This is a genomic window from Halopseudomonas phragmitis (assembly GCF_002056295.1).
Lineage (GTDB): Bacteria > Pseudomonadota > Gammaproteobacteria > Pseudomonadales > Pseudomonadaceae > Halopseudomonas > Halopseudomonas phragmitis.
The window spans coordinates 734,756-756,500 of sequence record NZ_CP020100.1; the positions used below are offsets into that span (position 1 = coordinate 734,756).

Below are 21,745 nucleotides of genomic sequence, written 5' to 3' on the forward strand. Positions count from 1 at the left end.
TCCTACTTGTCAGCAACCTTGACCGTGATATGGCAAGACCGCTTTACGATGCGATCAGCACGGCCTTTGGCACGCGGCATGATGCGCTTCAGGGAGCGACCTTCATTGACAAACACGGTGGAGACCTTCAGGTCATCCACGTCTGCGCCATCATTGTGCTCGGCGTTGGCAATTGCCGACTCCAGCACTTTCTTGATGACATCAGCGGCCTTCTTGTTGCTGAAGCTCAGCAGGTTCAGGGCCTCATCCACCTTTTTCCCGCGGATCTGGTCGGCGACCAAGCGAGCTTTCTGGGCAGAGAGTCGGGCGCCCTTGAGAGTAGCGGCTACTTCCATCTTCCTAACCCCTTAGCGCTTGGCTTTCTTGTCTGCCGCGTGACCACGATAGGTACGCGTAGCAGAGAATTCGCCCAACTTGTGGCCGACCATGTCTTCGGTAACGATGACCGGTACATGCTGACGACCGTTATGTACGGCGATGGTCAGACCAACCATCTGCGGCAGAATCATCGAACGGCGCGACCAGGTCTTGATCGGCTTACGCTCATTCTTTTCAACTGCCACTTCGATCTTCTTCAACAGGTGAAGATCGATAAAAGGACCTTTCTTCAGAGAACGCGGCACTGTCGTATCCCCTCTAATTACTTGCTGCGACGACGGACAATCATCTTGTCAGTGCGCTTGTTGGACCGAGTCTTGGCACCCTTGGTCGGGAAGCCCCACGGCGACACCGGATGACGACCACCAGAAGTACGCCCTTCACCACCACCATGCGGGTGATCAACCGGGTTCATGGCAACACCACGAACGGTCGGACGGATACCACGCCAGCGTTTGGCGCCAGCCTTGCCGAGAGAGCGCAGGCTGTGCTCACCGTTGGACACTTCGCCCAGGGTGGCGCGGCACTCGCCCAGTACCTTGCGCATCTCGCCAGAGCGCAGACGCACGGTGACATAGGCACCTTCACGAGCAACCAGCTGAACGGAGGCACCGGCGCTGCGAGCAACCTGAGCACCCTTGCCAGGCTTCAGTTCGATCGCGTGAATGGTGCTACCGACCGGAATGTTGCGCAGCGGCAGAGTGTTACCCGGCTTGATCGGTGCATCGGCACCGGAGATCACCTGATCACCAGCACTCACGCCCTTGGGCGCGATGATGTAACGACGCTCGCCATCGGCATATTTCAGCAGAGCAATATGAGCGGTACGGTTCGGATCGTATTCGATACGCTCAACGACGGCCGGAATGCCATCCTTGTTGCGACGAAAATCGACCAGACGATAGTGCTGCTTGTGGCCGCCCCCGCGGTGACGCGTGGTGATGCGACCATTGTTGTTACGACCACCAGACTTGCCTTGCTTCTCGACCAGAGGAGCATAAGGCGCGCCCTTGTGCAGGTCAGAGTTGACGACCTTGACGACGAAGCGGCGGCCAGCGGAAGTAGGTTTACATTTAACGATAGCCATGATGTATCCCCTTATTCAGCGCTGGCGAAGTCGATGTCTTGACCGGCTTCCAGGCTGATATAGGCCTTCTTCCAGTCATTACGCTTGCCCAGGCCGCGCATGGTACGCTTGGTCTTGCCCTTGACGTTCAGGGTCGAGACGCTCTTGACCTTGACGTTGAACAGCTGCTCAACGGCCTTCTTGATTTCCAGCTTGGTGGCAGTGGTGTCCACCTTGAACACAAACTGGTTCTTGCTGTCAGCCAGCACAGTCGCCTTTTCAGACACATGCGGGCCCAGCAGTACTTTGAAAATGCGCTCCTGGTTCATCCCAGCATCTCCTCGAACTTCTTGACGGCAGGCACGGTAATCAGCACCTTGTCGTAGGCGATCAGGCTGACCGGGTCCGAACCCTGTACATCACGTACATCGACGTGCGGCAGGTTGCGCGCTGCCAGGTACAGGTTTTCGTCAACGCTGTCGGTCACGATCAGCACGTTGTCCAGGTTCAGATCCTTCAGCTTGCCGATCAGGCCTTTGGTCTTGGGTGCGTCGACAGCAAAGCTCTCAACCACAACCAGACGCTCCTGACGGACCAGCTCGGACAGGATCGAACGCAGAGCACCGCGGTACATCTTGCGGTTCAACTTCTGTTCGAAGTCACGCGGACGCGCGGCGAAAGTGGTACCGCCCCCACGCCAGATCGGGCTGCGGATGGTACCGGCACGGGCGCGACCAGTGCCTTTCTGGCGCCAGGGCTTTTTGCCACCGCCAGAAACGTCGGAACGGGTCTTCTGCTGCTTGGTGCCCTGACGGCCGCCAGCCATGTAGGCGACGACTGCCTGGTGAACCAGGGTTTCGTTAAACTCGGCGGCAAAGGTCAGATCGGAAACGTCGATCGCACTTGCGCCAGCTACATTCAAATTCATGGTAACTCCCCCTTAACCCTTGGCCTTGACTGCCGGGCGAACAACAACGTCGCTACCGGTAGCACCAGGTACCGCGCCCTTGATGAGCAGCAGGTTACGTTCGGCGTCAACGCGCACGACTTCCAGGGTCTGCACGGTCACTTGCTCAGCACCCATGTGACCAGACATTTTTTTGCCCTTGAAGACGCGACCCGGAGTTTGGCACTGGCCAATCGAACCCGGTACACGGTGGGAAACGGAGTTACCGTGGGTAGCATCCTGACCGCGGAAGTTCCAGCGCTTGATGGTACCGGCGAAGCCCTTACCCTTGGATTGCCCGGTAACGTCTACTTTCTGGCCCGCTTCAAAAATGCTAACGGTAATTTCTGCGCCGGCTTCAAACTCCTGACCTGCTTCCAGGCGGAATTCGCATACGCGGCGACCTGCCGCAGTATTGGCCTTGGCAAAATGCCCTGCCATCGGCTTGGTCACGCGAGTAGCGCGACGCTCACCAACGGTCACCTGCACGGCCTGATAGCCGTCGGTATCCTGGGACTTAACCTGAGTGACACGGTTCGGCTCTACTTCAATCACCGTAACCGGAATGGAAACACCATCTTCAGTGAAAACGCGGGTCATACCGCATTTCCGGCCGACTACACCAATAGTCATGTTGTAAACCTCATGAGTGCACGGGGCTATTTACCCGCTATGGCCGCCCATTTCAGGGCGTTACACGACTGATAGCCCCCGTCGTGTGGGGCTTCAGCCGAGGCTGATCTGGACCTCTACACCTGCTGCCAGGTCCAGCTTCATCAGCGCATCAACAGTTTTGTCGGTGGGCTGAACGATATCCAGCACCCGCTTGTGGGTACGGATTTCATATTGATCCCGCGCATCTTTATTGACGTGCGGAGAAATCAATACGGTAAAACGCTCTTTGCGAGTCGGCAAAGGAATCGGACCACGCACCTGAGCCCCAGTACGCTTCGCGGTATCCACGATTTCCTGGGTAGATTGATCAATCAGGCGATGGTCAAAAGCCTTCAACCGAATACGGATTTGTTGGTTCTGCATTTGACCAGAAACTCCAAGTAACGGTTCTTCTGAGCACACCCGCACAACGGGCAGGCCCATCCAAGGGAGGCGCAATTCTACTGATGCAACCACCCACTGTCAACTCAAATACAAAAGCCCCCGAAGAACGGGGGCTTTTGCTGACGCTTCAGATCATTACTCGATGATCTTGGCAACCACGCCGGCGCCAACGGTACGACCACCTTCGCGAATCGCGAAGCGCAGGCCGTCTTCCATGGCGATCGGAGCGATCAGGGTAACAACCAGCTTGACGTTGTCGCCCGGCATCACCATCTCTACGCCTTCCGGCAGCTCGCAAGAACCAGTCACGTCAGTAGTACGGAAGTAGAACTGCGGACGATAGCCCTTGAAGAACGGAGTGTGGCGACCACCTTCGTCTTTGCCCAGTACGTAGACTTCGGCTTCGAACTTGGTGTGCGGGGTGATGGTGCCCGGCTTGGCCAGAACCTGACCACGCTCAACGTCTTCACGCTTGGTACCACGCAGCAGAACACCAACGTTCTCACCAGCACGACCTTCGTCGAGCAGCTTGCGGAACATTTCAACACCAGTACAGGTGGTCTTGGTGGTAGCTTTGATACCAACGATTTCGACTTCTTCCTGAACGCGAACGATACCGCGCTCAACACGACCAGTCACAACGGTACCGCGACCAGAGATCGAGAATACGTCTTCGATCGGCATCAGGAACGGCTTGTCGATAGCACGCTCAGGCTCAGGAATGTAGCTGTCCAGAGTCTCAACCAGCTTCTGTACGGCCGATACACCGATACCATTGTCGTCTTTGCCTTCCAGCGCCATCAGCGCCGAACCAACAACGATCGGAGTGTCGTCGCCTGGGAAGTCGTAGGTGCTCAGCAGATCGCGAACTTCCATCTCGACCAGCTCCAGCAGCTCCTCGTCATCAACCATGTCAGCCTTGTTCAGGAACACGACGATGTAAGGTACGCCAACCTGACGAGACAGCAGGATGTGCTCACGAGTCTGCGGCATCGGGCCGTCAGCAGCCGAGCAAACCAGGATCGCGCCGTCCATCTGGGCAGCACCAGTGATCATGTTCTTGACGTAGTCGGCGTGGCCAGGGCAGTCAACGTGCGCGTAGTGACGAGTCGGAGAATCGTACTCTACGTGCGAAGTGTTGATGGTGATACCGCGAGCCTTTTCTTCCGGCGCGTTGTCGATCTGATCGAAAGCGCGAGCGGAACCGCCGTAAGTTTCAGCACAGACCTTGGTCAGCGCAGCGGTCAGAGTGGTCTTGCCATGGTCAACGTGACCGATGGTGCCCACGTTCAGGTGCGGTTTACTACGTTCAAACTTTTCTTTAGCCACGGTTGATAACCTCTTAAATTAGCTTAGGTTCAAGTTAGCCTTGTTTCTTGATGATTGCTTCTGCGATGTTGGCCGGAGCCTCGGCGTACTTGGCAAATTCCATAGAGTAGCTAGCACGGCCTTGGGACATGGAGCGCACGTCCGTGGCATAACCGAACATCTCACCAAGCGGAACCTCAGCGCGGATCACCTTACCGGAGACGGAATCTTCCATACCCTGGATCAAACCGCGACGACGGTTCAGGTCGCCCATTACGTCACCCATGTAATCTTCAGGGGTAACCACTTCGACCTTCATGATCGGCTCCAACAATACAGCACCACCCTTCTGGGCCAACTGCTTGGTAGCCATCGAAGCGGCGATCTTGAACGCCATTTCGTTGGAGTCGACATCATGATAGGAACCATCAAAGATGGTTGCCTTCAGGGAAATCAGCGGGCAGCCGGCGAGAACACCGTTTTTCATCTGCTCCTCGACACCCTTCTGTACTGCCGGGATGTATTCCTTGGGAACCACACCACCGACAACCTCGTTGGCGAATACCAGACCCTCGACACCGTCTTCAGCCGGCTCGAAGCGGATCCACACATGACCAAACTGACCACGACCACCAGACTGACGCACAAACTTGCCTTCAATCTCGCAAGTATTGCGAATCGCCTCACGGTAGGCCACCTGCGGCTTGCCGATATTGGCTTCAACGTTGAATTCACGCTTCATGCGATCAACGATGATGTCCAGGTGCAGCTCACCCATGCCGCCAATGATAGTCTGACCGGACTCTTCGTCAGTCTTAACCCGGAACGACGGATCTTCCTGGGCCAATTTGCCCAGAGCGATACCCATCTTTTCCTGATCGGCCTTGGTCTTGGGCTCAACCGCAACGTGAATTACCGGCTCAGGGAAATCCATGCGCTCGAGCACAATCGGCTTATCGGCATCACACAGAGTGTCACCAGTAGTGACATCCTTCATACCGATCAGCGCCGCAATGTCGCCCGCACGCACTTCCTTGATCTCTTCACGCTGGTTGGCATGCATCTGAACCATACGGCCGACGCGCTCTTTCTTACCCTTGACCGAGTTGACAACCGAGTCACCGGAAGACAGCACGCCCGAATACACCCGCACAAAAGTCAGAGTCCCGACGAAGGGGTCGGTCGCAATCTTGAACGCCAGCGCAGCGAAGGGCTCGTCATCACTGGAGCTGCGTGAGTCGTGCTTCTCCTCGTCATCCGGATGCACGCCCTTGATGGCTTCAACCTCATCAGGCGCCGGCAGGAAGTCGACAACCGCATCCAAAACAAGAGGAACACCCTTGTTCTTAAACGAGGAGCCGCACACCGCCGGAACGATTTCACAAGCCAGAGTACGCTGACGCAAACCAGCCTTGATCTCGTCCTCAGTCAGCTCAATACCTTCGAGGTACTTGTTCATCAGCTCTTCATTGGCCTCGGCTGCCGCCTCGACCATGTTCGAGCGCCACTCTTCGGCCAGACCCTGAAGCTCCGCAGGAATATCTTCCTCGCGATAGGTCATACCCTTGTCTTCGTCGTTCCAGTAGATCGCCTTCATCTTGATCAGATCGACCTGACCTTCGAAGTTCTCTTCAGAACCGATAGCCAGCTGAACCGGAACCGGGGTATGCCCCAGGCGCTTCTTGATCTGCTCAACCACACGCAAGAAATTGGCGCCCTGACGATCCATTTTGTTGACGTAGACAATGCGCGGCACGCCGTATTTGTTGGCCTGACGCCATACGGTCTCGGACTGCGGCTCAACGCCGGAAGTACCACAAAACACCACCACAGCACCGTCCAGTACACGCAACGAACGCTCTACTTCAATAGTGAAGTCAACGTGGCCGGGAGTGTCGATGATATTGACACGGTACTTGTTCGGAAACTGACCACGCGCACCCTGCCAGAAGGTCGTTACAGCAGCAGAGGTAATGGTGATACCACGCTCCTGCTCCTGCACCATCCAGTCAGTAGTGGCAGCGCCGTCATGCACCTCACCCAGCTTGTGATTGATACCGGTATAAAACAGCACCCGCTCAGTGGTGGTGGTTTTCCCAGCATCCACATGCGCACAGATACCGATATTGCGGTACAGATTGATCGGGGTAGAACGAGCCATGGTAGTCTCCTGAGGCTCTTAGAAGCGGTAGTGCGAGAAGGCCTTGTTGGCTTCAGCCATGCGGTGCACGTCTTCACGCTTCTTAACCGCAGCACCCTTACCTTCAGCCGCATCAAGCAGCTCACCGGCCAGGCGCAGGTCCATCGACTTCTCACCACGCTTACGGGCAGCATCTACCAGCCAGCGCATCGCCAGAGCGTTGCGACGAGCGGGACGCACTTCAACCGGAACCTGATAGGTGGCACCGCCAACACGACGGGATTTAACTTCTACGAGCGGAGCAATGGCGTCGAGAGCTTTCTCGAACAGCTCGACCGGATCCTCGGCCTTGGTACGCTCTTTAACTTTGTCCAGAGCACCGTAAACGATGCGCTCGGCGACCGACTTCTTGCCGCTTTCCATTACATGGTTCATGAACTTGGCAAGAATCTGGCTGCCGTATTTCGGCTCTGGCAGGATCTCACGTTTTGCCGCTACACGACGTCTTGGCATGATAAGCCCTCAAACGGTCTTCAGGTTAGCCCAGGACTGTAACGCTTGCGTTACACCTGACCTTACTCTTATCGACTCAGGTAAATGATTTTTAAACTTACTTAGGACGCTTGGCGCCGTACTTCGAACGACCTTGCTTACGGTCTTTGACACCCGAGGTGTCCAGAGAGCCGCGAACAGTGTGGTAACGCACACCCGGCAAGTCTTTTACACGGCCGCCGCGAATCAGAACGACGCTGTGCTCTTGCAGGTTGTGACCTTCACCACCGATATAGGATGAAACTTCGTAGCCGTTGGTCAGACGCACACGGCAGACTTTACGCAGAGCCGAGTTCGGCTTCTTCGGCGTAGTGGTATACACACGGGTGCATACGCCACGACGCTGCGGGCAGTTCTGCAGCGCCGGCACGTCGCTCTTTTCAGCAACGCGCTTACGCGGCTTGCGTACCAGCTGGTTGATTGTTGCCATCTAGCAAAACTCCACTGATGTCACTGGGACATATTAAATAAAAAATGGCAGGACGAAGTGCCCCGCCAATTTTAGGGGTACGGAATTCTATAGAGCCCGCCCCCGAACGTCAAGGTACCCGGCACCCCTGGGCGCCGGGCCACCCTGTCAGTTTCCGCTTGAGTTGAGCGCGTCGGACAGTGCCTGCTCGACTTCACTGGCGCTGACCTTGACCGGCTTGTCGGCCATTCGCTGACGCTTGCGCTCGGCGTGATAGGCCAGACCGGTACCGGCCGGAATCAAACGGCCCACCACCACGTTTTCCTTCAGACCGCGCAGGTTGTCGCGCTTGCCGGTAACCGCAGCTTCAGTCAGTACCCGCGTGGTCTCCTGGAAGGAGGCTGCGGAAATGAACGACTCGGTCGACAGCGAGGCCTTGGTGATACCCAGCAGAATCCGCTCGTACTTGGCCGGGAACTTGTCCTGGGCTGCCAGGCGCTCGTTCTCTTCCAGTACCTGGGTCAGTTCAACCTGATCACCCTTGATCAAGCTGGAGTCACCAGCTTCGCTGATCTCGACCTTGCGCAGCATCTGACGGATGGTCACTTCGATGTGCTTGTCGTTGATCTTCACGCCCTGCAGACGGTAAACGTCCTGAATCTCGTTGACGATGTACTTGGCCAGCGCACTGACACCCAGCAGCCGCAGGATATCGTGCGGGTTGCTCGGACCGTCGGAGATAACTTCACCTTTGGTGACCTGCTCACCTTCAAACACGTTCAGGTGACGCCACTTCGGAATCAGCTCCTCGTAAGGTTCGCCGCCGTCGGTCGGGGTAATGACCAGACGACGCTTGCCCTTGGTTTCCTTACCGAACGAAATCGCCCCGCTGATCTCTGCCAAAATCGCCGGCTCTTTCGGCCGCCGGGCTTCGAACAGGTCAGCAACGCGCGGCAGACCACCGGTAATGTCACGAGTCTTCGAGGTTTCCTGCGGGATACGTGCAATCACGTCACCCACGCTAACCTTGGCGCCGTCAGTCATATTGACCAGTGCGTTGGCCGGCAGGAAGTACTGCGCCGGCACATCGGTACCCGGCATCATCAATTCCTTGCCATTGGCATCGACCAGCTTAACCGCCGGACGAATATCCTTACCGGCAGCCGGGCGATCCTTCGGATCCATGACCTCGATGTTGGTCAGACCGGTCAGCTCATCAGCGGTACGCTTGATGGTGATCCCTTCATCCATGCCAACGAAGGCCACAGTACCGGAGATTTCGCTGACAATCGGGTGAGTGTGCGGGTCCCACTTGGCAACGATGGCGCCGGCCTCAACCTTCTCGCCTTCCTTGACCGAGATCACTGCACCGTAGGGCAGCTTGTAGCGCTCACGCTCACGGCCGAACTCGTCGGCCACCGCCAGCTCGCCGGAACGCGACACGGCGACCAGCGCCCCATCAGCACGCTCGACGTGCTTGAGGTTGTGCAGACGAATGGCGCCGCCGTTCTTGACCTGCACACTGTCGGCCGCTGAAGTCCGGCTGGCCGCCCCCCCGATGTGGAAGGTACGCATGGTCAGCTGGGTACCAGGCTCCCCAATCGACTGGGCAGCAATAACACCTACCGCCTCACCGATGTTGATCTGATGGCCGCGCGCAAGATCACGACCGTAACAGGTCGAGCACACACCATAACGGGTTTCACAGGTGATCGGCGAGCGCACCAGCACTTCGTCGACACTGTTCATTTCCAGGAACTCGACCCACTTTTCGTCGATCAGCGTTCCAGCCGGTACAATCACATCTTCGGTTCCGGGCTTGAACACATCACGCGCCACCACGCGACCAAGTACGCGCTCGCCCAGCGGCTCAACAATATCGCCACCTTCAATGTGCGGCGACATTAACAGGCCGTTGTCGGTACCGCAGTCAACTTCAGTGATGACCAGATCCTGAGCCACGTCAACCAGACGACGGGTCAGGTAACCTGAGTTGGCAGTCTTCAAGGCAGTATCGGCCAGACCTTTACGCGCACCGTGGGTCGAGATGAAGTACTGCAGTACGTTCAGACCTTCGCGGAAGTTGGCGGTAATCGGCGTCTCGATAATCGAGCCATCCGGCTTGGCCATCAGGCCCCGCATCCCGGCCAACTGACGGATCTGGGCAGCCGAACCCCGGGCACCGGAGTCAGCCATCATGTACATCGAGTTGAACGACTCCTGATCCACTTCGTTGCCATCACGGTCGATGACTCTGGTGGTTTTCAGGTTGTCCATCATGGCCTTGGAAATTTCATCGTTGGCCTTGGACCACAAGTCGATGACCTTGTTGTACTTCTCACCCTGGGTCACCAGACCGGAAGCGTACTGGTCTTCGATTTCCTTGACCTCATCGGTGGCTTCTTCAATGATCCGGGCCTTCTCGTCCGGAATCACGAAGTCGTTGACCCCGATCGAGGCACCAGAGATGGTCGAATAGGCAAAGCCGGTATACATCAACTGGTCGGCGAAGATGACGGTTTCCTTCAGCCCCACTACCCGGTAGCAGTGGTTGATCAGCTTGGAAATCGCCTTTTTCTTCAGCGGCTGGTCAGCCAGCTCGAACGGCAGCCCCTTGGGCAGAATCTGGAACAACAGCGCCCGACCCACTGTGGTATCGACTACCCGAGTCTCGGTGGTCCAGCTCTCGTCCTTGTGCTTGACGGTTTCAGTGATCCGCACCTTGACCATTGCGTGCAGCTCGGCCTGACCGCTGCGGTAAGCCATTTCGACTTCCTGCACGTTGGCAAAGCGCATGCCTTCGCCCTTGGCGTTGATCCGCGAACGGGTCATGTAGTACAGACCCAGCACCACGTCCTGGGACGGCACAATGATCGGCTCGCCAGAGGCCGGCGATAGAATGTTGTTGGTCGACATCATCAGCGCACGCGCTTCGAGCTGGGCTTCCAGCGTCAAAGGTACGTGCACCGCCATCTGGTCACCGTCGAAGTCGGCGTTGTAGGCCGCGCAAACCAGCGGGTGCAGCTGGATTGCCTTGCCTTCGATCAGAACCGGCTCGAACGCCTGGATACCCAGACGGTGCAGTGTCGGTGCACGGTTCAGCAGAACCGGGTGTTCGCGGATGACTTCAGCCAGGATATCCCAGACTTCCGGCAGCTCGCGCTCAACCATCTTCTTGGCGGCCTTGATGGTAGTCGCCAGGCCACGATGCTCCAGCTTGCCGAAGATGAACGGCTTGAACAGCTCCAGCGCCATCTTCTTGGGAAGACCGCACTGATGCAGACGCAGGGTCGGACCAACCACGATCACTGAACGACCGGAGTAGTCGACGCGCTTGCCAAGCAGGTTCTGACGGAAGCGACCCTGCTTACCCTTGATCATGTCAGCCAGTGACTTCAGCGGGCGCTTGTTGGTGCCGGTGATGGCACGGCCACGGCGACCGTTGTCCAGCAGCGCATCAACCGATTCCTGCAGCATGCGCTTTTCGTTGCGCACGATGATATCCGGCGCCGACAGGTCGAGCAGGCGCTTGAGGCGGTTGTTACGGTTGATCACCCGGCGGTACAGATCATTCAGATCCGAAGTCGCGAAACGGCCACCATCCAGCGGTACCAGCGGACGCAGATCCGGCGGCAACACCGGCAGCACGGTCATGACCATCCACTCCGGCTTGTTGCCGGAACCCTGGAAGGCTTCCATCAGCTTCAGCCGCTTGGCCAGCTTCTTGATCTTGGTTTCCGAGGTGGTCTGCGGAATCTCTTCACGCAGCTTGCTGATCTCGTGTTCCAGGTCCATGGCGCTGAGCAGCTCGAATACCGCCTCGGCACCCATACGGGCATCGAAGTCGTCGCCGAACTCTTCCAGCGCTTCGAAGTACTGCTCGTCGTTCAGCAACTGCCCCTTCTCCAGGGTAGTCATGCCCGGCTCGATTACCACGTAGCTCTCGAAATAGAGTACCCGCTCGATATCACGCAGGGTCATGTCCAGCAGCAGACCGATCCGCGACGGCAGCGACTTGAGGAACCAGATGTGAGCAACCGGTGAGGCCAGCTCAATGTGACCCATGCGCTCACGACGGACCTTGGCCAGCGCCACTTCAACGCCGCACTTCTCACAGATCACGCCACGGTGCTTGAGGCGCTTGTACTTGCCGCACAGGCACTCGTAATCCTTGACCGGACCAAAGATCTTGGCGCAGAACAGGCCGTCACGCTCCGGCTTGAAGGTACGGTAGTTGATGGTTTCCGGCTTTTTAACTTCGCCATAGGACCAGGACCGGATCATTTCCGGTGAAGCCAGGCCGATTCGAATGGAATCGAACTCTTCAATCTGTCCCTGGGACTTGAGCAGGTTCAATAAGTCTTTCAAGGCCTATACTCCTCGCAGTGTCTCAAGGGCGGCAGCTCTTGCCGCCCGAGACGTGGGCAGTTGGTGTTTATTCGGATTCCAGTTCGATATCGATACCGAGCGAACGGATTTCCTTGACCAGTACGTTGAAGGACTCGGGCATACCGGCCTCCATCCGATGGTCGCCGTCCACGATGTTCTTGTACATCTTGGTCCGGCCGTTCACGTCGTCCGATTTCACAGTCAGCATCTCCTGCAGGGTGTAGGCGGCGCCATAGGCTTCCAGAGCCCAGACCTCCATCTCCCCGAAACGCTGACCACCAAACTGCGCCTTACCACCCAGCGGCTGCTGGGTAACCAGACTGTAGGAACCGGTGGAACGCGCATGCATCTTGTCATCCACCAGGTGGTTGAGCTTGAGCATGTACATGTAACCCACGGTTACCGGACGGTCGAAGGCGTTACCGGTACGGCCGTCATACAGCCTCATCTGGCCACTATCAGGCAGATCAGCCAGACGCAGCATGTGTTTGATTTCCTGCTCATGAGCGCCATCAAACACCGCAGTCGCCATCGGCACACCACCGCGCAGGTTGTTCGCCAACTCGATGATCTCGGCATCACTGAGCGCAGCCAGATCTTCCTGACGACCACCCACTTTGTTGTAGACCTCATCGAGGAACTCACGCAGCTCGGCCAGCTTGCGCTGCTCCTCAAGCATGCGATTGATCTTCTCGCCCAAGCCCTTGGCCGCCAGGCCCAGGTGAGTTTCGAGGATCTGCCCAACGTTCATCCGCGACGGTACGCCCAGCGGGTTGAGGACGATATCGACCGGCGTGCCGTTCTCATCGTGCGGCATGTCTTCGATCGGCATGATCACCGAGATAACACCCTTGTTACCGTGGCGACCGGCCATCTTGTCACCTGGCTGGATGCGGCGCTTGATCGCCAGATAGACCTTGACGATTTTCAGTACGCCCGGCGCCAGATCGTCGCCCTGCTGCAGCTTGCGCTTCTTGTCTTCGAACTTCTCGTCGAGCAGCTTACGGCGATCGGACAGATAGGCCTGGGCCATTTCCAGCTGTTCGTTGAAGCTGTCTTCGCTCAAGCGCAGCTTGAACCACTGACCATGCTCGATACCGTCGAGAATCTCGTCAGTCAGCACAGTGCCTTTCTTCAGGCCCGCGCCACCTTCAGCGGTCTGACCGACCAGCGCGGCGCGCAGACGCTCGAAAGTAGCCACTTCGACAATCCGGAACTCTTCCTGCAGGTTCTTGCGGATTTCGTCGAGCTGCTGCTTCTCGATCGACAGCGCACGCGAGTCGCGCTCAACGCCATCACGGGTGAAGACCTGCACGTCGATCACAGTACCCTTGGTGCCAGTCGGCACACGCAGAGAGGTGTCTTTAACATCGGACGCCTTCTCACCGAAGATCGCACGCAGCAGCTTTTCTTCCGGGGTCAGCTGGGTTTCACCCTTGGGCGTGACCTTACCGACCAGGATGTCGCCCGGGCCAACTTCGGCGCCAACATAGACGATACCGGCCTCATCCAGTTTGCCCAGCGCGGCTTCGCCAACATTGGGGATATCCGAGGTAATTTCCTCCGGCCCCAGCTTGGTGTCACGCGATACGCAGGTCAGTTCCTGAATGTGGATGGTGGTGAAACGGTCTTCCTGAACCACACGCTCGGAGACCAGAATCGAGTCTTCGAAGTTGTAGCCGTTCCAGGGCATGAAGGCCACGCGCATGTTCTGACCCAAGGCCAGCTCACCCATGTCGACAGAAGAGCCGTCGGCCAGGATGTCGTTGCGCTGCACCACATCACCCTTCTTGACCAGCGGACGCTGGTTGATGCAGGTGTTCTGGTTGGAACGGGTGTACTTGGTCAGGCTGTAGATATCAACACCAGCCTCACCCGCTTCAACCTGGTCATCCGCGACACGAACAACGATGCGGCTGGCGTCGACTGAGTCGATCACCCCGCCACGGCGGGCAATTACGCACACACCGGAGTCGCGGGCCACATTGCGCTCCATGCCGGTACCTACCAGTGGCTTCTCGGCACGCAGGGTCGGCACGGCCTGACGCTGCATGTTCGAACCCATCAAGGCGCGGTTGGCGTCGTCGTGCTCAAGGAACGGAATCAGCGAGGCGGCGACCGAGACAACCTGACGCGGCGACACGTCCATCAGGGTCACATCTTCCGGCGCCTTGACGGTGAATTCGTTCATATGCCGCACGGCTACCAGATCATCAACCAGACGGCTGTTTTCCACCTTGGCGCTGGCCTGGGCGATAACGTGATCAGCCTCTTCAATCGCCGACAAGAACACGATCTCGTCGGTTACAACGGCGTCTTTGACCAGGCGGTACGGGCTTTCAAGGAAGCCGTACTGGTTGGTACGAGCGTAAGTCGCCAGGGAGTTAATCAGACCGATGTTCGGACCTTCCGGGGTTTCGATCGGACATACGCGGCCATAATGGGTCGGGTGTACGTCGCGCACTTCGAAGCCGGCGCGCTCACGGGTCAGACCACCCGGACCAAGGGCAGATACACGGCGCTTGTGGGTAATCTCCGACAGCGGGTTGTTCTGGTCCATGAACTGCGACAGCTGGCTGGAACCAAAGAATTCCTTGACCGCGGCAGCGACCGGCTTGGCGTTGATCAGGTCCTGAGGCATCAGGCCTTCACTTTCAGCCATCGACAGACGCTCCTTGACCGCACGCTCAACACGCACAAGGCCAACACGGAACTGGTTTTCGGCCATCTCGCCGACCGAACGTACCCGACGGTTACCGAGGTGGTCGATATCGTCAACTACGCCCTTGCCGTTACGGATGTCGACCAGAGTCTTGAGCACTTCAATGATGTCTTCTTTGCTCAGAACGCCAGGGCCTTCAATTTCCTCACGACCGATGCGGCGGTTGAACTTCATCCGGCCAACAGCCGACAGGTCATAGCGCTCGCTGCTGAAGAACAGATTGGCGAACAGGGTCTCGGCCGCGTCCTTGGTCGGCGGCTCGCCCGGGCGCATCATCCGGTAAATCTCAACCAACGCTTCGAGCTGGCTGCCGGTATTGTCGATACGCAGGGTGTCGGAGATGAACGAACCGCAGTCGATTTCGTTGGTATACAGCGTCTCCAGACGCTCAACACCGGCCTTGGCCAGCTTGGTAACGATATCAACTGTGGCTTCGGTGTTGCACTCGACCAGGATCTCGCCGGTAGCCGGGTGTACAACCGGCTTGGCAATGGTACGACCAATCAGGTACTCAAACGGCACTTCCAGACTGTTGATGCCGGCTTTTTCCAACTGATTGATGTGGCGCGCAGTGATACGGCGGCCTTTCTCGACAATTACCTTGCCCTTTTCGTCCTTGATATCGAAGGTGGCGATCTCACCACGCAGACGCTGGGGCACCAGCTCCAACTGCAGGCTGTCACCCTTCACTTCAAACACGTTGGTGTCGTAGAAGATGTCGAGAATTTCTTCGGTCTGATACCCCAGAGCACGCAGCAGCACGCTGGCCGGCAGCTTGCGGCGACGGTCGATACGGACAAAGACACAGTCCTTGGGATCGAATTCGAAGTCCAGCCAGGAGCCGCGGTAAGGAATCACGCGAGCGGAGTACAGCAGCTTGCCAGAGCTGTGGGTCTTACCACGGTCGTGATCGAAGAACACACCCGGACTGCGGTGCAGCTGGGAGACAATAACCCGCTCGGTACCGTTGATGATGAAGGTACCGTTTTCGGTCATCAGGGGGATCTCCCCCATGTAGACTTCCTGCTCCTTGATGTCCTTGATCGCCTTGTTCGAAGACTCACGATCAAAAATGATCAGGCGGACTTTGACCCGCAGCGGAACGGCGAAGGTAACGCCGCGCAGGATACATTCCTTGACGTCGAAAGCCGGCTCACCCAACCGGTAACCGACATACTCGAGTGCCGCATTACCGGAATAGCTGATAATGGGGAAAACAGATTTGAAGGCCGCGTGCAGACCGACATCGCGAATCTGCTCCTTCGGCAGGTCGCTCTGCAGGAATTCCCGATAGGAATCCAGCTGAATCGCCAGCAGATAGGGCACATCCATCACATGCGGCAGTTTGCCAAAGTCCTTGCGGATACGTTTTTTCTCAGTGTATGAGTAAGCCATCAGCGTTCCCCAGCTTGGTCACCTGCTTGATAGGCCCTGCCCGCTGGCAAAGCCTTAAAATGCGTGCAAGCCCTAAGTCTTGCTCACTCGCGAAGAGTGCATCCGCAGCCTGAACGACAAAAGCAGGCTAGAACGGAAAAAGGCCGGTGGCACTTTGGCCACCAGCCATCAATCTGACCGATTCAATCAGATTGTCGATGCAAGGTCTTGCCAGCTTACTTGAGCTCGACCTTGGCACCAGCTTCTTCCAGCGCCTTCTTGGCAGCTTCGGCTTCTTCCTTGGAAACGCCTTCCTTCACGGTGCTCGGAGCGCCGTCAACAACAGCCTTGGCTTCCTTCAGACCCAGACCGGTGATTTCGCGAACGGCCTTGATCACGTTCACTTTCTTGTCACCAGCTTCGGCCAGAACGATGTTGAACTCGGTCTGTTCTTCAGCAGCAGCAGCGGCACCAGCAGCCGGGCCAGCAGCAACAGCGGCAGCGGCAGTTACACCGAACTTCTCTTCCATAGCCTTGATCAGTTCTACAACCTGCATCACGGACATTTCGGAAACGGCGTTGATGATATCTTCGTTGGTCAGAGCCATGACTCTATATTCCTGTATTGGGGACGGCACCCTGGCCGTCGACATTAAATGCAAACAAGCAAGCACTCAGCACAGCTGATTAAGCGGCTTCGGCTTCCTTCTGATCGCGGACAGCGGCCAAAGTACGAACGAACTTGCTGGTAGCGCCTTGCATCACGCTCATCAGCTGGGCGATTGCCTCGTCGTAAGTCGGCAGAGAAGCCAGTACGTCGACCTGATTAGCTGCAAGGAAGTTGCCTTCGAACGCAGCAGCCTTGATCTCGAACTTGTCCTGACCCTTGGCGAACTCCTTGAACAGACGAGCAGCAGCGCCCGGGTGTTCAGTGGAGAAGGCAATCAGGGTAGGACCGACAAAGACTTCGTTCAGACACTCATACTCAGTGCCTTCAACGGCGCGACGCAGCAGGGTATTACGAACGACACGAACGTATACACCAGCTTCACGCGCTTCTTTGCGCAGCCCGGTCATGGCAGCTACGGTCACACCGCGGGCATCAGCCACTACGGCAGACAGCGCACCTTTGGCAGCTTCGTTGACTTCAGCGACGATGGCCTTTTTGTCTTCGAGCTTAATTGCCACGGGTTTCACTCCTGGATTTACCATTAACCATCCTTTCGGACGGCATGTTTTGGTGTCTGATCCAGCCTGCACTGAATCGGGAGCACCATCTGCGTAGGCTCAAGAGCCGAAGCTCCGGGTTTGAGGCTTGCGCCGCCTACGGTCTTGGACGACCCCCGCATGGCAGGGACCCCAATAGGTGGCGCACCCAGCGGGTGCGCCGATAATGCTTATCAGATGTTCAGGGAAGCCTGATCGATCTGGACGCCCGGACCCATGGTGGTGCTCAGGGAAACGCGCTTCAGATACACACCCTTGGAGGTCGACGGCTTGGCCTTTTTCAGGTCAGCCAGCAGGGCCTCAACGTTCTCTTTCAGCTTGACGGCTTCGAAACCGACCTTGCCGACCGAGCAGTGAATGATGCCGTTCTTGTCGGTGCGGTAACGAACCTGACCAGCCTTGGCATTCTTCACAGCAGTACCGACGTCAGCAGCAACAGTGCCTACCTTCGGGTTCGGCATCAGACCACGAGGACCCAGCACCTGACCCAACTGACCAACAACGCGCATGGCGTCGGGCGAGGCGATAACCACGTCGTAGTTCAGGTCGCCGGCTTTCATTTCAGCAGCCAGATCGTCCATCCCAACCTTGTCGGCACCGGCGGCCAGCGCGGCCTCGGCATTGGCACCCTGGGTGAAGACAGCTACACGCACGGTCTTACCAGTGCCGTGCGGCAGCAGAGTGGCGCCACGAACGACCTGGTCAGATTTGCGCGGATCAACACCCAGGTTGATGGCGACGTCAAAGGATTCAGTGAACTTGACGTTGGATACTTCGGCCAGCAAAGCGGCAGCGTCTTCAAAGCTGTAGGCCTTGTTCGGCTGAACCTTCTCGTTGATAGCCTTTTGGCGTTTGGTCAGCTTGGCCATTTACACACCCTCCACATTCAGACCCATGCTACGGGCAGAGCCCGCGATGGTACGGATACCGGCTTCCAGATCAGCAGCGGTCAGATCGGCCTGCTTGGCCTTAACGATCTCTTCCAGCTGGGCACGAGTTACGGTGCCGACCTTTTGGCTGTTCGGGCGCGCAGAACCGCTGCTGATACCAGCCGCTTTCTTCAGCAGCACGGCAGCAGGAGTGCTCTTGGTTTCGAAAGTAAAGCTACGGTCACTGTAAACAGTGATAATCACTGGAGTCGGCAGACCGGGCTCAGCGCCCTGAGTCTTGGCGTTGAACGCCTTGCAGAACTCCATGATGTTGACACCGTGCTGACCCAGAGCCGGACCTACCGGCGGACTCGGGTTAGCCTGACCGGCCTTGACTTGCAGCTTGATATAAGCCTGAATCTTCTTTGCCATTTGTTTTCTCCAAAGGGTAGTAGCGCCTTACGGCTCCCCAATTAGCAATATTCCCCCAGCGACAACAAAACCCCGCACTGCCCAAGGCACTGCAGGGTTCAGGGGATTATCGGAATCAGCCTTTCTCTACCTGGCTGAATTCCAGCTCCACTGGCGTGGGGCGACCAAAAATAAGAACAGCCACCTGAACACGACTCTTCTCATAATTCACTTCTTCGACAACACCGTTGAAATCAGCAAACGGGCCATCAGTAACACGAACAACCTCACCCGGTTCAAACAGGGTCTTAGGCTTGGGCTTGTCGCTGCCATCGGCAACCCGACGCAGAATAGCCTCAGCCTCTTTATCAGTGATCGGCGCCGGTTTGTCGGCGGTACCACCAATAAAACCAAGAACCCGACTGGTATCCTTCACCAAGTGCCAGGTGCCTTCATTCATTTCCATCTGAACCAGGACATAACCCGGGAAGAACTTGCGCTCACTCTTGCGCTTCTGCCCGTTACGCATCTCTACCACTTCTTCAGTGGGCACCAGGATTTCGCCGAATTGGTCTTCCATTCCGGCCAGCTTGACCCGCTCTTTCAGAGAGCGCATGACATGCTTTTCGAATCCCGAATAGGCATGCACAACGTACCAACGCTTAGACACGGCGCACCTTTAACCAATGAACTTAGAAATAATCCAGCCCAGCAGGCTGTCCAGACCCCACAAAATCAGAGCCATGACCAGCACTACGGCAACCACAATGAGTGTGGTCTGAGTGGTTTCCGGACGAGTCGGCCAGACGACCTTGCGAATCTCGATGCGCGCCTCTTTCATCAGCGCCCAGAACGCTTTGCCCTTAACGGTCTGCAGGGCGACAAAGCCAGCCACCAGACCCAGAGCCACAAGCGCCACAGCACGATACAAAACAGGCTCGGCGGCAAAATGATGATTTCCGTAAACACCGACGAACACGACAATGGCGACAACAACCCACTTAACTACATCGAAGCGGTTATCGTTCAGCTCTGCCTTGGTACTCATGAATCATCAAGTCCTGTTTTGGTAGCCAGATTGAAAATCTGGCAGGCCAGGAGGGAATCGAACCCCCAACCTGCGGTTTTGGAGACCGCCGCTCTGCCAATTGAGCTACTGGCCTGTAATCGCAGTTGAGCCGGCAATAATACCGGCCCAACCATTCAAGATCAACGACTTTTTACTCGATGATCTTGGCAACCACGCCGGCGCCAACGGTACGACCACCTTCGCGAATCGCGAAGCGCAGGCCGTCTTCCATGGCGATCGGAGCGATCAGGGTAACAACCAGCTTGACGTTGTCGCCCGGCATCACCATCTCTACGCCTTCCGGCAGCTCGCAAGAACCAGTCACGTCAGTAGTACGGAAGTAGAACTGCGGACGATAGCCCTTGAAGAACGGAGTGTGGCGACCACCTTCGTCTTTGCCCAGTACGTAGACTTCGGCTTCGAACTTGGTGTGCGGGGTGATGGTGCCCGGCTTGGCCAGAACCTGACCACGCTCAACGTCTTCACGCTTGGTACCACGCAGCAGAACACCAACGTTCTCACCAGCACGACCTTCGTCGAGCAGCTTGCGGAACATTTCAACACCAGTACAGGTGGTCTTGGTGGTAGCTTTGATACCAACGATTTCGACTTCTTCCTGAACGCGAACGATACCGCGCTCAACACGACCAGTCACAACGGTACCGCGACCAGAGATCGAGAATACGTCTTCGATCGGCATCAGGAACGGCTTGTCGATAGCACGCTCAGGCTCAGGAATGTAGCTGTCCAGAGTCTCAACCAGCTTCTGTACGGCCGATACACCGATACCATTGTCGTCTTTGCCTTCCAGCGCCATCAGCGCCGAACCAACAACGATCGGAGTGTCGTCGCCTGGGAAGTCGTAGGTGCTCAGCAGATCGCGAACTTCCATCTCGACCAGCTCCAGCAGCTCCTCGTCATCAACCATGTCAGCCTTGTTCAGGAACACGACGATGTAAGGTACGCCAACCTGACGAGACAGCAGGATGTGCTCACGAGTCTGCGGCATCGGGCCGTCAGCAGCCGAGCAAACCAGGATCGCGCCGTCCATCTGGGCAGCACCAGTGATCATGTTCTTGACGTAGTCGGCGTGGCCAGGGCAGTCAACGTGCGCGTAGTGACGAGTCGGAGAATCGTACTCTACGTGCGAAGTGTTGATGGTGATACCGCGAGCCTTTTCTTCCGGCGCGTTGTCGATCTGATCGAAAGCGCGAGCGGAACCGCCGTAAGTTTCAGCACAGACCTTGGTCAGCGCAGCGGTCAGAGTGGTCTTGCCATGGTCAACGTGACCGATGGTGCCCACGTTCAGGTGCGGTTTGCTACGTTCGAACTTCTCTTTAGCCATCGAGAGATCCCCTATTCGTGAGTGCAATGCGCGAGTCACGCGACCATTAAATAAAAGGCAGATATTCGCATATCTGCCTTTATCTGGAGCTCATGAGCGGATTTGAACCGCTGACCTCACCCTTACCAAGGGTGTGCTCTACCAACTGAGCTACATGAGCCTACAACTTTTGCAGCGCCGCGCTGGAGCGGGTAGCGGGAATCGAACCCGCACCATCAGCTTGGAAGGCTGAGGTTCTACCATTGAACTATACCCGCCAAGTGCCCGGCTATTGCGAATCTGGTGGAGGGGGAAGGATTCGAACCTTCGAAGGCTAAGCCGTCAGATTTACAGTCTGATCCCTTTGACCGCTCGGGAACCCCTCCGTAAAAGAGGCGCCATTTTCATCACTTGGCACCACTCTGTCAACACTTTTCTTAGCAAAAACCGCCACTTGAAGTTCAACAGAGGCCTCGGGGCGCAGCCATCAAGACCCGGCGAC

20 protein-coding genes and 4 tRNA genes are annotated in these 21,745 nt (G+C 57.0%); all 24 read right to left on the minus strand.

The genetic code is table 11. The annotated features are described in order from the left end of the window. Nucleotides 1–2: 2 nt before the first annotated feature. Nucleotides 3–335 carry a 50S ribosomal protein L22 gene (gene rplV / locus BVH74_RS03400; protein WP_080048717.1) on the minus strand — a complete coding sequence of 111 codons (333 nt, stop codon included), beginning with the start codon at nucleotides 333–335 and terminating at the stop codon, nucleotides 3–5. 12 nt (nucleotides 336–347) lie between these two features. After that, entirely contained in the window at nucleotides 348–623 is a 276-nt protein-coding gene (gene rpsS, locus BVH74_RS03405; RefSeq protein ID WP_080048718.1) for a 30S ribosomal protein S19, read from the minus strand. 17 nt (nucleotides 624–640) lie between these two features. Then, entirely contained in the window at nucleotides 641–1,465 is an 825-nt protein-coding gene (rplB, locus tag BVH74_RS03410; RefSeq protein ID WP_080048719.1) for a 50S ribosomal protein L2, read from the minus strand. Nucleotides 1,466–1,476: 11 nt separating this feature from the next. Next, complete coding sequence (gene rplW, locus BVH74_RS03415; RefSeq protein ID WP_080048720.1) at nucleotides 1,477–1,773, minus strand: 50S ribosomal protein L23; 297 nt, start codon at nucleotides 1,771–1,773, stop codon at nucleotides 1,477–1,479. Then, entirely contained in the window at nucleotides 1,770–2,372 is a 603-nt protein-coding gene (gene rplD, locus BVH74_RS03420) for a 50S ribosomal protein L4 (protein ID WP_080048721.1), read from the minus strand. Before rplD ends, rplW begins: the two co-directional genes overlap by 4 nt. Nucleotides 2,373–2,384: 12 nt before the next feature. Next, nucleotides 2,385–3,023 carry a 50S ribosomal protein L3 gene (gene rplC, locus BVH74_RS03425; protein ID WP_080048722.1) on the minus strand — a complete coding sequence of 213 codons (639 nt, stop codon included), beginning with the start codon at nucleotides 3,021–3,023 and terminating at the stop codon, nucleotides 2,385–2,387. 93 nt (nucleotides 3,024–3,116) lie between these two features. After that, nucleotides 3,117–3,428: a 30S ribosomal protein S10 gene (gene rpsJ, locus BVH74_RS03430; protein ID WP_044501102.1), complete on the minus strand. Its 312-nt coding sequence runs from the start codon at nucleotides 3,426–3,428 to the stop codon at nucleotides 3,117–3,119. Nucleotides 3,429–3,584: 156 nt separating this feature from the next. Continuing rightward, nucleotides 3,585–4,778 (minus strand): elongation factor Tu, encoded by a 1,194-nt coding sequence (tuf, locus tag BVH74_RS03435; RefSeq protein WP_080048723.1) that lies wholly within the window; start codon nucleotides 4,776–4,778, stop codon nucleotides 3,585–3,587. A gap of 34 nt (nucleotides 4,779–4,812) precedes the next feature. Then, entirely contained in the window at nucleotides 4,813–6,918 is a 2,106-nt protein-coding gene (gene fusA, locus BVH74_RS03440; protein ID WP_080048724.1) for an elongation factor G, read from the minus strand. An 18-nt stretch (nucleotides 6,919–6,936) separates the two neighbouring features. Beyond that, nucleotides 6,937–7,410: a 30S ribosomal protein S7 gene (gene rpsG, locus BVH74_RS03445; RefSeq protein ID WP_080048725.1), complete on the minus strand. Its 474-nt coding sequence runs from the start codon at nucleotides 7,408–7,410 to the stop codon at nucleotides 6,937–6,939. Between the two features lie 97 nt (nucleotides 7,411–7,507). Then, nucleotides 7,508–7,879: a 30S ribosomal protein S12 gene (gene rpsL / locus BVH74_RS03450; RefSeq protein ID WP_080048726.1), complete on the minus strand. Its 372-nt coding sequence runs from the start codon at nucleotides 7,877–7,879 to the stop codon at nucleotides 7,508–7,510. Between the two features lie 147 nt (nucleotides 7,880–8,026). Next, on the minus strand, nucleotides 8,027–12,226 hold the full coding sequence (gene rpoC / locus BVH74_RS03455; protein ID WP_080048727.1) for a DNA-directed RNA polymerase subunit beta': 4,200 nt from the start codon (nucleotides 12,224–12,226) through the stop codon (nucleotides 8,027–8,029). Between the two features lie 67 nt (nucleotides 12,227–12,293). After that, nucleotides 12,294–16,364: a DNA-directed RNA polymerase subunit beta gene (gene rpoB, locus BVH74_RS03460; protein ID WP_080048728.1), complete on the minus strand. Its 4,071-nt coding sequence runs from the start codon at nucleotides 16,362–16,364 to the stop codon at nucleotides 12,294–12,296. Between the two features lie 215 nt (nucleotides 16,365–16,579). Further along, the gene (rplL, locus tag BVH74_RS03465) at nucleotides 16,580–16,951 is read right to left on the minus strand and encodes a 50S ribosomal protein L7/L12 (protein ID WP_080048729.1); all 372 of its coding nucleotides are present in this window, start codon (nucleotides 16,949–16,951) and stop codon (nucleotides 16,580–16,582) included. A 79-nt stretch (nucleotides 16,952–17,030) separates the two neighbouring features. After that, nucleotides 17,031–17,531, minus strand: a complete 501-nt coding sequence (gene rplJ / locus BVH74_RS03470; protein ID WP_080048730.1) for a 50S ribosomal protein L10 — start codon at nucleotides 17,529–17,531, stop codon at nucleotides 17,031–17,033. 212 nt (nucleotides 17,532–17,743) lie between these two features. Then, the gene (rplA, locus tag BVH74_RS03475) at nucleotides 17,744–18,439 is read right to left on the minus strand and encodes a 50S ribosomal protein L1 (protein ID WP_080048731.1); all 696 of its coding nucleotides are present in this window, start codon (nucleotides 18,437–18,439) and stop codon (nucleotides 17,744–17,746) included. Then, nucleotides 18,440–18,871, minus strand: coding sequence for a 50S ribosomal protein L11 (gene rplK, locus BVH74_RS03480; protein ID WP_080048732.1), 432 nt, complete (start codon nucleotides 18,869–18,871; stop codon nucleotides 18,440–18,442). It lies immediately after the preceding gene. A 115-nt stretch (nucleotides 18,872–18,986) separates the two neighbouring features. Next, entirely contained in the window at nucleotides 18,987–19,520 is a 534-nt protein-coding gene (gene nusG, locus BVH74_RS03485) for a transcription termination/antitermination protein NusG (RefSeq protein ID WP_080048733.1), read from the minus strand. Nucleotides 19,521–19,529: 9 nt separating this feature from the next. After that, nucleotides 19,530–19,898: a preprotein translocase subunit SecE gene (gene secE / locus BVH74_RS03490; protein ID WP_080048734.1), complete on the minus strand. Its 369-nt coding sequence runs from the start codon at nucleotides 19,896–19,898 to the stop codon at nucleotides 19,530–19,532. A 39-nt stretch (nucleotides 19,899–19,937) separates the two neighbouring features. After that, nucleotides 19,938–20,013: transfer RNA gene (locus tag BVH74_RS03495), tRNA-Trp, on the minus strand. Nucleotides 20,014–20,070: 57 nt separating this feature from the next. Further along, on the minus strand, nucleotides 20,071–21,264 hold the full coding sequence (gene tuf, locus BVH74_RS03500) for an elongation factor Tu (protein ID WP_080048723.1): 1,194 nt from the start codon (nucleotides 21,262–21,264) through the stop codon (nucleotides 20,071–20,073). A gap of 84 nt (nucleotides 21,265–21,348) precedes the next feature. Continuing rightward, nucleotides 21,349–21,424, minus strand: a tRNA-Thr gene (locus BVH74_RS03505). 23 nt (nucleotides 21,425–21,447) lie between these two features. Further along, nucleotides 21,448–21,521 (minus strand) — tRNA-Gly (locus tag BVH74_RS03510). Between the two features lie 23 nt (nucleotides 21,522–21,544). Then, nucleotides 21,545–21,629: transfer RNA gene (locus BVH74_RS03515), tRNA-Tyr, on the minus strand. Nucleotides 21,630–21,745: the final 116 nt, after the last annotated feature.

Coding starts and splice junctions, on each gene's coding strand:
- rplW (WP_080048720.1), bottom strand. CDS start 1,773: ATGAACCAGGAGCGCATTTTCAAAGTACTGCTGGGCCCGCATGTGTCT.
- rpoB (WP_080048728.1), bottom strand. CDS start 16,364: ATGGCTTACTCATACACTGAGAAAAAACGTATCCGCAAGGACTTTGGC.
- rplL (WP_080048729.1), bottom strand. CDS start 16,951: ATGGCTCTGACCAACGAAGATATCATCAACGCCGTTTCCGAAATGTCC.
- fusA (WP_080048724.1), bottom strand. CDS start 6,918: ATGGCTCGTTCTACCCCGATCAATCTGTACCGCAATATCGGTATCTGT.
- rplA (WP_080048731.1), bottom strand. CDS start 18,439: ATGGCCAAGCTGACCAAACGCCAAAAGGCTATCAACGAGAAGGTTCAG.
- rpsL (WP_080048726.1), bottom strand. CDS start 7,879: ATGGCAACAATCAACCAGCTGGTACGCAAGCCGCGTAAGCGCGTTGCT.
- rplV (WP_080048717.1), bottom strand. CDS start 335: ATGGAAGTAGCCGCTACTCTCAAGGGCGCCCGACTCTCTGCCCAGAAA.
- rplK (WP_080048732.1), bottom strand. CDS start 18,871: ATGGCAAAGAAGATTCAGGCTTATATCAAGCTGCAAGTCAAGGCCGGT.
- rplD (WP_080048721.1), bottom strand. CDS start 2,372: ATGAATTTGAATGTAGCTGGCGCAAGTGCGATCGACGTTTCCGATCTG.
- rplB (WP_080048719.1), bottom strand. CDS start 1,465: ATGGCTATCGTTAAATGTAAACCTACTTCCGCTGGCCGCCGCTTCGTC.
- rpsG (WP_080048725.1), bottom strand. CDS start 7,410: ATGCCAAGACGTCGTGTAGCGGCAAAACGTGAGATCCTGCCAGAGCCG.
- tuf (WP_080048723.1), bottom strand. CDS start 21,264: ATGGCTAAAGAGAAGTTCGAACGTAGCAAACCGCACCTGAACGTGGGC.
- rpsJ (WP_044501102.1), bottom strand. CDS start 3,428: ATGCAGAACCAACAAATCCGTATTCGGTTGAAGGCTTTTGACCATCGC.
- rplC (WP_080048722.1), bottom strand. CDS start 3,023: ATGACTATTGGTGTAGTCGGCCGGAAATGCGGTATGACCCGCGTTTTC.
- secE (WP_080048734.1), bottom strand. CDS start 19,898: ATGAGTACCAAGGCAGAGCTGAACGATAACCGCTTCGATGTAGTTAAG.